The sequence below is a fragment of the Tsuneonella litorea genome (genome assembly GCF_025154015.1).
Lineage (GTDB): Bacteria > Pseudomonadota > Alphaproteobacteria > Sphingomonadales > Sphingomonadaceae > Tsuneonella > Tsuneonella litorea.
This window is the reverse complement of record NZ_JAOAMV010000002.1, coordinates 242807-256731: the sequence shown is the minus strand read 5'-3', so window position 1 is coordinate 256731 and position 13925 is coordinate 242807. Positions and strand designations below refer to the sequence as shown.

14 protein-coding genes are annotated in these 13925 nt (G+C 67.6%); 11 read left to right on the top strand and 3 right to left on the bottom strand.

The features are described 5' to 3' along the window. Positions 1-19: 19 nt before the first annotated feature. Both N0B51_RS04670 and N0B51_RS04665 read left to right on the top strand, forming a co-directional pair. Entirely contained in the window at positions 20-1042 is a 1023-nt protein-coding gene (locus tag N0B51_RS04670) for an NAD-dependent epimerase/dehydratase family protein (protein ID WP_259961077.1), read from the top strand. After that, positions 1042-1764, top strand: a complete 723-nt coding sequence (locus N0B51_RS04665; protein WP_259961075.1) for an SDR family oxidoreductase — start codon at positions 1042-1044, stop codon at positions 1762-1764. Before N0B51_RS04670 ends, N0B51_RS04665 begins: the two co-directional genes overlap by 1 nt. Here the strand turns inward: N0B51_RS04665 and N0B51_RS04660 are convergent. Continuing rightward, positions 1761-3176, bottom strand: coding sequence for a helix-turn-helix domain-containing protein (locus N0B51_RS04660; protein ID WP_259961074.1), 1416 nt, complete (start codon positions 3174-3176; stop codon positions 1761-1763). The two genes, N0B51_RS04665 and N0B51_RS04660, sit on opposite strands and share 4 nt — an antisense overlap. Before the next feature lie 107 nt (positions 3177-3283). Between N0B51_RS04660 and N0B51_RS04655 the strand changes: the two genes are divergently transcribed. The 8 genes from N0B51_RS04655 (at position 3284) to N0B51_RS04620 (ending at position 11950) form a co-directional block, all read left to right on the top strand. Further along, complete coding sequence (locus N0B51_RS04655; RefSeq protein WP_259961073.1) at positions 3284-4816, top strand: acyl-CoA carboxylase subunit beta; 1533 nt, start codon at positions 3284-3286, stop codon at positions 4814-4816. 9 nt (positions 4817-4825) lie between these two features. Beyond that, the gene (mce, locus tag N0B51_RS04650) at positions 4826-5263 is read left to right on the top strand and encodes a methylmalonyl-CoA epimerase (protein ID WP_259961071.1); all 438 of its coding nucleotides are present in this window, start codon (positions 4826-4828) and stop codon (positions 5261-5263) included. Then, positions 5263-5874 (top strand): glutathione S-transferase family protein, encoded by a 612-nt coding sequence (locus N0B51_RS04645; protein WP_259961070.1) that lies wholly within the window; start codon positions 5263-5265, stop codon positions 5872-5874. Before mce ends, N0B51_RS04645 begins: the two co-directional genes overlap by 1 nt. A gap of 8 nt (positions 5875-5882) precedes the next feature. Then, a complete protein-coding gene (gene scpA, locus N0B51_RS04640) occupies positions 5883-8027 on the top strand; it encodes a methylmalonyl-CoA mutase (RefSeq protein WP_259961069.1) in 2145 nt (714 codons plus the stop codon). Further along, the gene (bioB, locus tag N0B51_RS04635) at positions 8024-9034 is read left to right on the top strand and encodes a biotin synthase BioB (protein WP_259961067.1); all 1011 of its coding nucleotides are present in this window, start codon (positions 8024-8026) and stop codon (positions 9032-9034) included. The genes scpA and bioB overlap by 4 nt, the downstream gene beginning before the upstream one ends. Continuing rightward, a complete protein-coding gene (locus tag N0B51_RS04630) occupies positions 9034-11085 on the top strand; it encodes an acetyl-CoA carboxylase biotin carboxylase subunit (protein WP_259961066.1) in 2052 nt (683 codons plus the stop codon). The genes bioB and N0B51_RS04630 overlap by 1 nt, the downstream gene beginning before the upstream one ends. A gap of 20 nt (positions 11086-11105) precedes the next feature. After that, the gene (locus tag N0B51_RS04625; protein WP_259961064.1) at positions 11106-11555 is read left to right on the top strand and encodes a DUF488 domain-containing protein; all 450 of its coding nucleotides are present in this window, start codon (positions 11106-11108) and stop codon (positions 11553-11555) included. Positions 11556-11695: 140 nt separating this feature from the next. Next, positions 11696-11950, top strand: a complete 255-nt coding sequence (locus N0B51_RS04620; RefSeq protein WP_259961063.1) for a hypothetical protein — start codon at positions 11696-11698, stop codon at positions 11948-11950. Here the strand turns inward: N0B51_RS04620 and aroB are convergent. Next, on the bottom strand, positions 11947-13053 hold the full coding sequence (gene aroB / locus N0B51_RS04615) for a 3-dehydroquinate synthase (protein WP_259961062.1): 1107 nt from the start codon (positions 13051-13053) through the stop codon (positions 11947-11949). The genes N0B51_RS04620 and aroB overlap by 4 nt on opposite strands. After that, positions 13044-13613 (bottom strand): shikimate kinase, encoded by a 570-nt coding sequence (locus N0B51_RS04610; protein ID WP_259961061.1) that lies wholly within the window; start codon positions 13611-13613, stop codon positions 13044-13046. The genes aroB and N0B51_RS04610 overlap by 10 nt, the downstream gene beginning before the upstream one ends. A gap of 75 nt (positions 13614-13688) precedes the next feature. Here N0B51_RS04610 and N0B51_RS04605 point away from each other — a divergent pair, with 75 nt between their 5' ends. Next, entirely contained in the window at positions 13689-13838 is a 150-nt protein-coding gene (locus N0B51_RS04605) for a hypothetical protein (RefSeq protein WP_259961060.1), read from the top strand. Positions 13839-13925: the final 87 nt, after the last annotated feature.

Below are 13925 nucleotides of genomic sequence, written 5' to 3'. Positions count from 1 at the left end.
ATGCCGAAGGGAGTTGGGCATGGGTGGGACCGTCCTCGTCACCGGCGGCACCGGCTATATCGCCGGAGAGCTGATCGACCAGTTGCTGGGCAAGGGCTGGACCGTGCGCGCCACCGTGCGGAGCAAATCGACCGGCGAGGCCCGGTTGCGCGCCCGCTGGCCGCAGGCGGGCGAACGGCTGTCGGTCCACGAGGCCGAGCTGATGGACGATGCTGGCTGGGCGGACGCGACGGCGGGTTGCACGCATGTCGCGCACGTCGCCTCTCCTATTGCTGCAGCCGCACCGAAGCACGAGGACGAGATGATCGTCCCCGCGCGCGAGGGAACCCTGCGGGCTTTGCGCTTCGCGCGCGACGCGGGTGTGAAGCGGTTCGTCCAGACCAGTTCGATGGCCGCGGTCGCCTATGGTCGCGACGAGAAGGTCTATACCGTCGACGAGAACGACTGGACGAATGTCGCGCATCCGGACGTGTACCCTTACGTCAAATCCAAGACGATCGCCGAGCGCGCGGCGCGCGACTGGGTGGCGGCCGAAGGCGGAGGGCTGGAATTCGTCTCGGTCAACCCGTCGATGGTGCTCGGCCCGGTCCATGACGCCGACTTCTCGCCGTCTGTCGAGGTGGTCCGGCAGCTGCTCGACGGGTCGATGCCGATGGCGCCAGACCTCGGCTTCGCGGTGGTCGATACGCGCGATTGCGCCGATCTCCACGTCCGTTGCCTCGAGACGCCGGGTCTCGCGGGAGAGCGGTTCATCGCGTCCGGGCCGTTCTTCAAACTGATCGAGCTGGCCGCGATCCTGCGCGCGCACCTTCCCGCCGAGCAGGCGCGCAAGGTGCCCAGACGGGTCATGCCCAACTGGATGGTGAGCGTGCTCGCCCTGGTGAACCCGGGGGTTCGTTCGATCAGGGCCGAAGTGGGCAAGAGCCGCAATGTCGATGCAAGCCACGCGAAGGAACGGCTCGGCTGGGAGACGCGGCCGGTCGAGCAAAGCGTCGTGGATTGTGCCCGCAGCCTGATCGGGCACGGGGTGGTGAAGGTCTGATGCGGCTCACGGGCAAGACCGTGCTGCTGACCGGCGGCACCGCGGGCATCGGCGAGGCCATGGCGCGCCAGCTCAAGGAAAAGGAGGCGGAGGTCATCGTCACCGGCCGCTCGCGCGAACGGCTCGAGAAAATGCGCGCGGCCGGGTTCCAGGCGATCTCTGCCGACCTGACCACGCCGCAGGGCGCGATCGACATCGTCGATGCCCTGGGCGAACGCGAAATCGACGTGCTGATCAACAACGCCGGGCAGGGCGTCGACCACGACTTTCGCGAAGGGCCGCCCGATGTCGACGCGGCAGACGACTGCATCTTCGCCAACCTCAACACCCCGATCCGGCTGATCGCCGCCTTCGTCGAGCAGCTGAAGGCGCGGCCCGAGGCGGCGATCGTCAACGTCACCAGCGGCCTCGCGATCGCGCCGCGCGCCGGGGGGCCGGTCTATTGCGCAACCAAGGCAGGCTTGCGTGCCTATACACAGGCGATCCGCGCGCAGCTCGCAGGCACCTCGGTCAACGTGATCGAGGCGCTGCCGCCGGTCGTCGACACGCAGATGACCGCCGCGCGGTCAGGCAGCAAGATGTCGGCAGACGCGTGCGCGCGGCAGATCGTCGCCGCGATCGAGCACGACCGCACAGAGGCGAACGTCGGCATGGTCAAGCTGCTCAAGGCCGTCCACTCGGCGAGCCCGGCGCTCGCGCGCCGCATCATGCTGCGGTTCTAGCCGATCCTGTAGGGGACTACGCCGCGGCGGTCGGGGTCGACCGCGATCGGGCGGTCGCTTGGCGGGAACGCGCGCTGGTCGCAGTCGTCGCGCGGGCAGATGCGGCAAGAGACGCCGATCGGGGTCGCCGCGCTGCCGGATGACAGGTCCATACCGTCGGCATAGATGAACTCGCCCGCGTGGGCGGTCTCGCAGCCCAGCGCCACCGCGTAGCGGCGCGGGGCACGGGTAAAGCTGCCCGACGGTTTCACGAGGCCTTTCGCCATCGATACGTAGCGCACGCCGTCGGGCGTCTCGGCAAGCTGGACGAGGATGCGGTCGGGGATCGCCACCGCTTCGTGCACGATCCACAGCGGACAGGCACCGCCAAAGCGCGCGAACTGCAGGCGGGTGGCGCTGTGGCGCTTGGTGATGTTGCCCGCCATGTCGACCCGGCAGAAGAAGAACGGCACCCCGCGAGCGCCTTCGCGCTGGAGGGTCGAGAGGCGGTGGCAGGTCTGCTCGAAGCTGGTGCCGAACCCTTGCGCCAGCCGGTCGATGTCGTGCCGTGCGGCGCGCGCGGCGGCTCGGAAGGCCTCGTAAGGCATCAGGAGCGCCCCGGCAGCGTAGTTCGACAGGCCCACGAACAGCAGCTGCCGCGCCGCCGCGGTGCGCAGGTGCGCGCCCTCCACGACCGCGGCGATCTCGTCGCGCAGGGCCAGCGAGGCGAGCTGGTGGGCAAGCTGGAAGCGGCGGCTTTCCGCGGGAAGGCCTGGGTCGATCACGAGGTGCCGCATCGAATCGTCGAATTCCCGCAGGCCGTGATCGTGTGCATAGAGCAGCGAGACCGAGAGCGCCGATCGCAGGTGATCCTCGATCGCGTCGACCGGCGGGGACGACGCGCCGCGCGCTAGTTGTCGCGCCAGTTTTTCGGCCGCGCGGTCGACCGGGTCGATGTAGTTGTTGGCCAGGTGGAACCAGTCGCGCACTTCCTCCCACGGCAGCCGGGCGCCGCCGCTGTCGCTCGCGTCGACGTCCATCGCCTCGTCGATGATCTGCAAACGCTGGCCTGCCCGGCGATACGCGGCGTGCAAGGTCACGAAGGCCTGCGCGAAGCCCGGCTGCTGGTCGGCCAGGCGGGCGGTTTCCTCGCCCGCGAAGGTATCGGCGAACAGCGGGTCGGCGGCCGCCTCGCGCAGCGCAGCGGCGAGCGAACCGCGCGTGTCGGCCTCGGGCTCGCGCCAGTCGAGCGGGAAGGCGCGGGACAGGCGCTCGAGCAGGCGCGGGGTGAGCGGCCGGTCGCCGTTCTCGAGCTGCGAGAGGTAAGGCGCGCTGATGCCCAGCCGCTCGGCCATCTCGCCCTGCCGCAGTCCTGCCGCGCGCCGCAGGTCGCGCAAGGCCGGGCCGGCGAACAGGCGCTTGGTGGCGGGCATCCATGGGTGCTAGTTTGCAAAATACTCCTTTGCAAGTTTGCAATTTTACATTGGACAGGCGCCCCGGCCCCTTGCATGGCCCCCGCTCGCAGTATTCCGGAGAGTGCATGTCCGCCAATATCGCCGAAATGGAACGTCGCCGCGCCGCCGCCAGGCTGGGCGGCGGGCAGAAGCGCATCGACGCCCAGCACGCCAAGGGCAAGCTGACCGCGCGCGAGCGGCTCGACGTCCTGCTCGACGAAGGATCGTTCGAGGAGCTCGATGCCTATGTCGAGCATGACTGCACCGATTTCGGGATGCAGGACCAGAAGATCCCCGGCGACGGCGTCGTCACGGGTTCGGGCACGATCAACGGCCGACTGGTTTTTGTCTTCAGCCAGGACTTCACCGTGTTCGGCGGCTCGCTGTCGAAACGCCACGCGGAGAAGATCTGCAAGGTGATGGACAGCGCGATGAAGGTCGGCGCGCCGGTCATCGGCCTCAACGACAGCGGCGGCGCGCGCATCCAGGAGGGTGTCGCCAGCCTCGGCGGCTATGCCGAGGTGTTCCAGCGCAACGTGCTGGCAAGCGGCGTCATCCCGCAGATCAGCCTGATCATGGGGCCGTGCGCGGGCGGGGCGGTCTATTCCCCGGCGATGACCGACTTCATCTTCATGGTGAAGGATTCGAGCTACATGTTCGTCACCGGACCCGACGTGGTGAAGACCGTCACCAACGAGGTCGTGACGCAGGAGGAACTGGGCGGGGCGGTTACCCACACCACCAAGACCTCGGTCGCCGACGTCGCGTTCGAGAACGACATCGAGGCGCTGCTCGCCACGCGCGATTTCGTCGATTTCCTGCCGCTGTCGAACCGCGAGGACGTGCCCGAACGGCCCACCGCCGATCCGTGGGACCGGCTCGACGACAGCCTCGACACGCTGATCCCGGCGAACGCCAACCAGCCCTATGACATGCACGAGGTGATCCGGAAGGTGCTCGACGAGGGCGACTTCTTCGAGATCCAGCCGAAGCACGCCGCCAACATCCTGTGCGGGTTCGGCCGGATCGAGGGGCGCACCGTGGGTGTGGTCGCCAACCAGCCGATGGTGCTGGCGGGCGTCCTCGACATCAATTCATCGAAGAAAGCCGCGCGGTTCGTGCGCTTCTGCGACGCGTTCGAGATTCCGATCGTGACCTTCGTCGACGTACCCGGTTTCCTTCCTGGGACCGCGCAAGAACACAACGGCATCATCAAGCACGGCGCCAAGCTGCTGTTCGCCTATGCCGAGGCGACCGTTCCCAAGATCACCGTCATCACCCGCAAGGCCTATGGAGGGGCCTACGACGTCATGGCGTCCAAGCACCTGCGCGGCGACCTAAACTACGCCTGGCCCACCGCCGAGATCGCGGTGATGGGCGCCAAGGGCGCGGTGGAGATCATCTTCCGCTCCGACATTGGCGACCCCGACAAGATCGCGGAGCGCACGAAGGAATACGAGGACCGCTTCGCCAACCCCTTCGTCGCGGCGCAGCGCGGCTACATCGATGAGGTGATCTACCCGCATTCGACCCGCCGCCGGATTGCGCTGGGCTTACGCAAGCTGCGCGGGAAGGTGCTCGAGAACCCGTGGAAGAAGCATGACAACATTCCGCTTTAGGAGCGTGCCATGAAACTCGGTCGTCTCAACCATATCGGCGTCGCGACGCCTTCGATCGCGGACAGCGTGGCCTATTACCGCGAGGTAATGGGGGCGACGTCGATCACGGAAGCCTTCGACCTGCCCGAGCAGGGGGTGAAGGTCTGCTTCGTCGATACGCCGGGGCATGACGGCACCGCGGGCACGCAGGTCGAACTGATCGAGCCTTTGGGGCCCGACAGCACGCTTGCGGGCTTTCTCGCCAAGAACCCGCTGGGCGGCCAGCACCACGTCTGCTTCGAAGTGCCCGACATCGAGGCGGCGCGCGCGCATTTCGAAGGGCTGGGCAAGCGCATTCTCGGCCCGACCCGCATCGGCGCGCACGGCACGCCGATATTCTTCCTCCATCCCAGGGACATGATGGGCCAGCTCACCGAAATCATGGAAACCCCGAAAGGCGCACACTGATGCTTTTCTACGACAGCCCGAATCCCGCGCCCAACCCGCGCCGCGTGCGCATTTTCGCGGCGGAGAAGGGTATCGAGCTGCCATCGAAGGAGATCTCGATCCCCGCGCGCGAGCAGAAGTCGCCCGAATACATGGCGAAGAACCCGCGCGGGCAGACCCCCGCGCTCGAGCTCGACGACGGCACGGTGATCGCCGAAAGCGTCGCGATCTGCCGCTACCTCGAGGCGCTGCACCCCGAGCCGGCGCTGTTCGGCACCACGCCGACCGAGATCGCGCTGGTCGAGATGTGGAGCCGCCGGGCCGAGATGGTCGCGATGTACCCGGTCGGCCAGGTCTGGGTCCACACGCACAAGTTCACCGCCGCGCTCCCCGGCCGCAACGCCGAGTGGGGCGAGGCCAACCGGCCTCGCGTGGCCGATGCCTTCGCGTTCTTCGACCGCAGCCTCGAGAACAGCGCGTTCCTGGCCGGAGACAGCTTCTCGATGGCCGATATCATCCTGCTGACGACGGTCGACTTCGCGACGTTCGTCGGCTGCGGACCCGGCCCGGAGAACGCGGCGCTGAACCGCTGGCACGAAGCCGTGAGCGCGCGCCCGAGCGCCGCCGCCTGAGGACCGAGATGACCGACAAGACGAAAGCAGACTGGCAGGCCCTCGCCGACAGGGAGGTTAAGGGCCGCGACCTCTCGTGGCACACGCCGGAAGGCTTCGCCATCGAGCCGCTCTACACCGCCGACGACGTGCCGTCGGACCCGGGCCTTCCCGGCTTCGCGCCGTTCACCCGCGGCGTGAAGGCGTCGATGTACGCCGGCCGGCCGTGGACCATCCGCCAGTACGCCGGCTTCTCGACCGCGGAGGAATCGAACGCGTTCTATCGCCGCAACCTGGCGATGGGGCAGAAGGGGCTGTCGGTCGCCTTCGACCTTGCCACGCACCGCGGCTACGACAGCGACCACCCCCGGGTGGTGGGCGACGTCGGCAAGGCCGGCGTGGCGATCGACACCGTGCGCGACATGGAGATCCTGTTCGAAGGCATCCCGCTCGACCAGATGAGCGTGTCGATGACCATGAACGGCGCGGTGATCCCGGTGCTCGCCTTCTTCATCGTCGCGGCGGAGCGCCAGGGGGTCAGCCAGGACAAGCTCGACGGGACCATCCAGAACGACATCCTCAAGGAGTTCATGGTCCGCAACACCTACATCTATCCGCCCGAACCGAGCATGCGGATCGTCTCGGACATCATCGCATATACTTCGGCCAACATGCCGAAATTCAACAGCATTTCGATTTCGGGCTATCACATGCACGAGGCCGGTGCGACCGCGGTGCAGGAGCTTGCCTTCACGATCGCCGACGGCAAGGAGTACGCCAAGCGCGCGATGGCGGCGGGGCTCGACATCGACGCCTTCGCGGGGCGGCTGTCGTTCTTCTTCGGCATCGGGATGAACTTCTTCATGGAAGTCGCCAAGTTGCGCGCCGCGCGCACGCTGTGGTGGCGCACGATGGACGGGCTGGGCGCGCAGAAGGACCGCAGCAAGATGCTGCGCACTCACTGCCAGACCAGCGGCGTATCGTTGCAGGAACAGGACCCTTACAACAACGTCATCCGCACCACGATCGAGGCGCTGGCGAGCGTGCTGGGCGGCACGCAGAGCCTGCACACCAATGCGCTCGACGAGGCGATCGCGCTGCCGACCGATTTCTCCGCCCGCATCGCGCGCAACACGCAGCTTGTGATCCAGGAGGAAAGCGGGATCACCAACGTCGTCGATCCGCTGGGCGGCAGCTACTACGTCGAGGCGCTCACGGCGAAGCTGGTCGAGGAAGCCGAGAAACTGATCGAGGAAGTCGACGCGGCGGGCGGGATGACCGCCTATGTCGCCAGCGGCAAGCCCAAGGCCGCGATCGAAAGCGCGGCGGCCGCCAAGCAGGCCAGCATCGACCGGGGCGAGACGGTGATCGTCGGCGTCAACAAGTACCGCAAGGCCGAGGAAGACCCGATCGACACGCTCGACATCGACAACCATGCGGTACGCGAGGCGCAGATCGCGCGGCTCAAGCGCGTGCGGGCCGAGCGCGACGAGGCGGCTTGCCGCGCCGCGCTGGCGGCGCTGACCGACGGCGCGAAGTCGGGCGGAAACCTGCTCGCTCTCGCGGTCGAGGCCGCGCGGCACGACGCCACCCTGGGCGAGATTTCCTCTGCCATGGAGGAGGCGTTCGGCCGCTACGGCACCAGTCCGACCCCGGTGACGGGTATCTATTCCGCCGCCTACGAGGACGACAGCCGCTACGCGCAGGTGGTCGAGGGCGTGAAGGCGGTCACGCGCCGCCTCGGCCGCGCACCAAAAGTGATGGTCGCCAAAATGGGGCAGGACGGCCACGATCGCGGCGCCAACGTGATCGCATCCGCCTTTGCCGACATGGGCTTCGACGTCGTGTCCGGCCCGCTGTTCCAGACCCCGGCGGAAACCCGCGACATGGCGCTCGCCGAGGACGTCGACGCGATCGGTGCCTCGAGCCTTGCCGCCGGGCACAAGACGCTGATCCCCGAACTGATCGGCCTGCTCAAGGAAGCCGGACGCCCGGATATCAAGGTCGTCGCCGGCGGGGTGATCCCGCCGCAGGACTACGACTTCCTGCGCGAGGCGGGGGTGCAGGGCATCTACGGCCCCGGCTCGAACGTGGTCGAATGCGCGGCCGACATGCTGCGCCTGCTGGGGCACAACATGCCGCCGGTCGGCGAGGAAATGGAGGCGGCGGGATGACCGAAGTCCGCACCGACTGGACGCGCGAGGAGATCGCCGCGCTGTTCGACCTGCCGTTTACCGAGCTGCTGTTCCGCGCGGCCAGCGTCCACCGCGAGAACCATCCCCCTGAGCAGGTCCAGCTGTGCACGCTGCTGTCGATCAAGACCGGCGGCTGTCCCGAGGATTGCGGCTACTGCTCGCAGTCGGTGAAGGCAGACAGCGGCGTGCCCGCCTCCAAGCTGATGGACGTGCGCAGCGTTCTGCAATCCGCCGCGCAGGCGAAGGACAACGGCAGCCAGCGGTTCTGCATGGGCGCCGCGTGGCGCAACCCAAAGGACCGCGACATGCCCGCGATCATGGAGATCGTGAAGGGCGTGCGCGCGATGGGGCTGGAGACCTGCATGACGCTCGGCATGTTGACGCCGAAACAGGCGGACATGCTCGCCGAGGCGGGGCTCGACTACTACAACCACAACATCGACAGCAGCCCCGAATACTACGAGCGCGTGATCACCACGCGCACGATGGCCGACCGGCTCGACACGCTGGAAAACGTGCGCGCCGCGGGGATCAACGTGTGTTCGGGCGGGATCGTGGGCATGGGCGAGACGCGGGAGGACCGCGTCGGCTTCGTCCACACGCTTGCGACGCTCGACCGCCATCCCGAAAGCGTGCCGGTCAACGCGCTGGTGCCGGTAAAGGGCACGGTGCTGGGCGACATGCTGGCGGACACCCCGCTCGCCAAGATCGACGACATCGAGTTCGTCCGCACCGTCGCGGTGGCGCGCATCACGATGCCGCTGTCGATGGTGCGCCTCTCCGCCGGACGCGAGAGCATGAGCGAGGCGACCCAGGCGCTGTGCTTCCTCGCCGGCGCGAACTCGATCTTCACCGGCGACAAGCTGCTGACCGCCCCCAACGCCGGCGACGACAGCGACGCCGCGCTGTTCGCCAAGCTGGGGCTGACGGCGCTGCAACAAGATGAACCGATGCGCGCCTGCAAATCGATGGAGCCTGCCGAGTAATGTTCTCCAAGATCCTCATCGCCAACCGGGGCGAGATTGCCTGTCGGGTCATCAAGACCGCACGCCGGATGGGTATCGCGACCGTCGCGGTCTATTCGGACGCCGATGCGCGCAGCCCCTTCGTGCGGATGGCGGACGAGGCGGTGCACATCGGCCCGGCACCCGCGGCCGAGAGCTACCTCGTCGCGGACAAGATCATTGCCGCGTGCAAGCAGACCGGCGCCGAGGCGGTGCACCCGGGCTACGGCTTCCTCTCCGAACGCACCAGCTTCGCCGAGGCGCTGGCGAAGGAGAACATCGCCTTCATCGGCCCGCCCGTGAACGCGATCGCTGCGATGGGCGACAAGATCGAGTCCAAGAAGCTGGCGAAGGAAGCGGGCGTCAACGTCGTCCCCGGCTTCGTCGGCGAGATCGAAGATACCGAGCACGCTGTCCGCATCGCGGACGAGATCGGCTATCCGGTGATGATGAAGGCCAGCGCCGGCGGCGGCGGCAAGGGGATGCGCCTCGCCTACACCGAAACCGACGTGCGCGAAGGTTTCGAGGCGACCAAGCGCGAGGGGCTGAACTCCTTCGGCGACGACCGCGTGTTCATCGAGAAGTTCATCCTCAACCCGCGCCACATCGAGATCCAGATCCTCGGCGACCAGCACGGCAACATCGTCTATCTGAACGAGCGCGAATGCAGCATCCAGCGCCGCCACCAGAAGGTGGTCGAGGAAGCGCCGTCGCCCTTCGTCACGCCCAAGATGCGCAAGGCGATGGGCGAGCAGTGCGTGGCGCTGGCCCGCGCGGTCGGGTACTACAGCGCCGGCACGGTCGAGCTGATCGTCAGCGGCGCGGACCCGACGGGGGAGAGTTTCTACTTCCTCGAAATGAATACCCGGCTTCAGGTCGAGCACCCGGTGACCGAGATGATCACCGGCGTGGATCTCGTCGAACAGATGATCCGCGTCGCGGCGGGCGAGAAGCTGCCGTTCACGCAAGCCGACATCGGCATCGACGGCTGGGCGATCGAGAACCGCGTCTATGCCGAGGACCCCTATCGCGGGTTCCTTCCGAGCACGGGCCGGCTGGTCACGTACCGTCCGCCGGTCGAGGGCTGGACCGATGACGGCGAGGCGAACGGCCGCCGCGGGGTGGATGGCGTGCGCGTCGACGACGGCGTCTACGAGGGCGGCGAGGTGTCGATGTTCTATGACCCGATGATCGCCAAGCTCGTCACCTGGGCGCCGACACGCGACGAGGCTGCCGACCTGCAGGTCGCCGCGCTCGACGCCTTCGAGATCGAGGGGCTGGGCCACAACGTCGATTTCCTCAGCGCGATCATGCAGCACCCGCGCTTCCGCTCGGGCGACCTCACCACCGGCTTTATCGCGGAGGAATATCCCGACGGCTTCGAGGGTGCCGCCACGGACAATCGCACCATCGGCGTCTTGTGTGCGGTGGCCGGCGCGATCGCCACCGCCGACGCCGACCGTGCGCGCCGCATCGAAGGCCAGCTCAACGGACCGCAGGCGGCGCCGGGTGACTGGCAGGTGCGTATCGGCGGCGCGGACCATGACGTCGCGCTCGAAGAAGACGCGATCACCGTCGACGGAGAACCCGTCGCCATCGCGATGGAATACACGCCGGGCGACCGGTTCGTGTCGGTCGAGCTCTACGAGAGCAACGACGACGACGACGCCGATCCGCTCGACACATACGGCATCCAGCTCGTCCCCACCCGCGCCGGTTACCGGATGACGACGCGGGGCGCGAAGCACGAGCTGCGCATCCTGCCCGCGCACGTCGCGCAGTACGCCCGGCACATGATCGAGAAGGTCCCGCCGGACCTGTCGAAGTTCCTCATCTGCCCGATGCCCGGCCTGCTCGTCTCGCTCCACGTGAGCGAGGGCGACGAGGTCCAGCCCGGCCAGCCGCTCGCCACGGTCGAGGCGATGAAGATGGAAAACATACTGCGCGCCGAGAAGGCTGGAACCGTGAAGACGGTCAACGCGGCGCAGGGCGACAGCCTCGCGGTGGACGAGGTAATCCTCGAACTCGAATAGGCGCTGCCTATATCGGGCAGATGCCGACGATCTTTACCATCGGATACGAGCAGGCGACGCAGGCTGCGCTTGTCACAACCTTGCGCGAGGCCGGCGTCGAAGTGCTCGCCGACATCCGTTACCTGCCGCTGTCGCGCCGCCCCGGCTTTTCCAAGAGCAGCCTGCGCGCGGCGGTGGAGCAGGCCGGGCTCGAATACCGACACTTTCGCCACCTCGGCACACCGGCCGAGGGTAGGGCGGCCGCGCGCCGAGGGGACCAGGCCGAGCTTGCGCGCATCTACTCCGGGCAGCTCGAACTGCCCGAGGCGCTCCAGCAAATGGCCGAAATCCGCGCGCTGGCATCGGAGAGACGCGTCGCGCTGCTCTGCTACGAGCGCAACGCCGCCGAATGTCACCGCGCGCTCTTGTTCGATGCGCTGTTCGCGGATTTCAGACGGGTCGATCTCGAGCCCGGCATCCTGGCAGCTTAAGCGGTGGTGGCTGGGGCGTATCGTGACGGGACAAGCCCCGGCATTAACCACGAATCGTGGTAAATGCGCTCGCCAACGCGCTTTTCTTGCGAGAACCTGCGATTGCTCGGAAGTCCCTCCGGGCTCAGGGGAGAACGACGATGGCGCACCAGGGTGTCGGTTTCTTCGACGGCCGCGGCCATTTCTTCAAGACGCCGGACGAGGCGACGATCAGCGACCTGTCGGCACTGCTCGGGCGGATCGGGGAGGGCGAAAGCCTCGCCCCGGGCATCGCGCAGACGCTGCTCGGTCGGCGCGAGGACCTCGAACGGCTGTTCCGCGAACATGACGAGATGATCGCCGGACTCGGCGCAAACGTCGCCAAGCTGCCCGAGCGCACGCGCCCGGCGGCCTAGCGCGCAAGTTCCTCGTCGAGGAACTGCGCGACGTCATCAAGCGCGACGTCGCGGGCGACGAACGCTTCGCCGATGCTCCGCAGGAGGATGAAGGGCAGGGTTCCCGCATCCATCTTCTTGTCGTGAAGCATATGGCCGACCAGCTTGCGGCCGTCGCACTTCAGACCCAGGGCCCTTGTCGACGCCGGCAGGCCGGATTGGGCCACCGCGCCTGCCACCACCTCGGCATCATCCTGCGCGATCAGGCCGCTTCGCGCCGAGTATCGCGCCGCCAGGACCATGCCCAGCGCCACCGCCTCCCCGTGCAGCAGGCGATCGGTAAACCCCGTCTCCGCCTCCAGCGCGTGGCCGAAGGTATGCCCGAGGTTGAGCAGCGCGCGCCGCCCGGTCGTCTCCCGCTCGTCCTCGGCGACGATCGCTGCCTTCATCGCTACGCTGGTGGCGACCGCGTGCTCGAGCGGTTCCTCGCGCAGCTTGATCACCCCGACGCCGTTGGTCGCCAGCCAGTCGAAAAATGCCCGGTCGCCAAGCACCCCGTACTTCAGCACCTCGGCGTAGCCCGCGCGCAGTTCGCGCGCCGGAAGCGTATCGAGGGTCGCGAGGTCGGCCACCACCAGCGAAGGCTGGTGGAACGCGCCGACAAGGTTCTTGCCGGCCTTCGTGTTGATTGCGGTCTTGCCGCCCACCGAACTGTCGACCTGCGCGAGCAGGGTGGTCGGAACCTGCACGAAACCGCAGCCGCGCTTGAGGATCGCGGAGGCGAAGCCGGTCAGGTCGCCGACGACCCCGCCGCCGACCGCGAAAACGTGGTCGCCGCGTTCGATCCCCTGGTCCAGCAGCCAGTCGACAAGCGCGGCAAGGCTCCGCCAGCTTTTCGAATCTTCTCCCGGCGGCACCTCGAAGACCGCAATGCTGCGTCCCGCTTCGCCGAGCGACCTCTCGATCCGGCGGCCGTGCGCGGCCCAGGCACCGGCATCGGCGACAACGGCGATGCGTTCCTTGCGCATGAACGGCGCGGCAATCTCGCCCAGGTTCTCGATAAGCCCGCGACCGACATGGACTTCGTAAGCGCGCCCGGCGAGCGCAACGGGGATTACAGCCATCGTTCGATTGCCTCGATGATCTGGAGGGCGGTTTCCAGCTGGGGGCCGTCCCCGCCTTTCACGCGGATCGGCGCTTCGCCATAATACGGCGCGCGCTCGCCGTGCAGTCGCGTGAGGATTTCTGCCGGATCCCCGTTCTTGAGCAGCGGGCGGGTATCGCGGCGCGACGTGCGCTCGACCAGCGTGTCGATCGCGCAGTCGATCCAGACGGCGATTGCGCTGGCAAGAACGAGCGCGCGCGTTTCCGGATGCACGAACGCGCCGCCGCCGGTGGCGATCACGCCGTGCCGCTCCTCGATCAGTCGGGCGATCACGCGGCGTTCGCCATCGCGGAAATAGTCTTCTCCGAAGGATTCGAAGATATCCGAAATCGGCATCGCGGCGGCCGTCTCGATCGCCTCGTCGGCATCGACGAAGTCGGTCTTGAGCAGAGCCGCCAGCTTGCGTCCGACGGTCGACTTGCCCACGCCCATCAGGCCGACGAGCACGATTGGCCGGTCGATCCGGGCGGCGATCGCGGCGATTTCGGCGTCGCTCAGGCTCGGGCTGGCGGAGTGCATTGCCGCCCCGCCTATAGATGGGCTAGGGCGCGTGCAACCAACCTGACCTTGCGGGAATGGCAGGCTTACTTGGGAATGCGAGAGTGGTCGATGATGGGTGCGCGGGCGAAGTGGATCGCCGGAGGGGTGCTGGCCGTCGTGCTGGTCTACGCCTGGATCGATGGCGGCGAGGAGCCGCTGCGCCCGATCGCGCAAACGGTTGCCGTGCCGGGCGGCGCGGGATGAGGCGGCTCACGCTCTTCGGCGGCGCCGCGGCCCTCGCCTTGGCGTCCGGCCTCGCGCTGGCGCAAAGCGCGCCCGAATCGCTGTTGC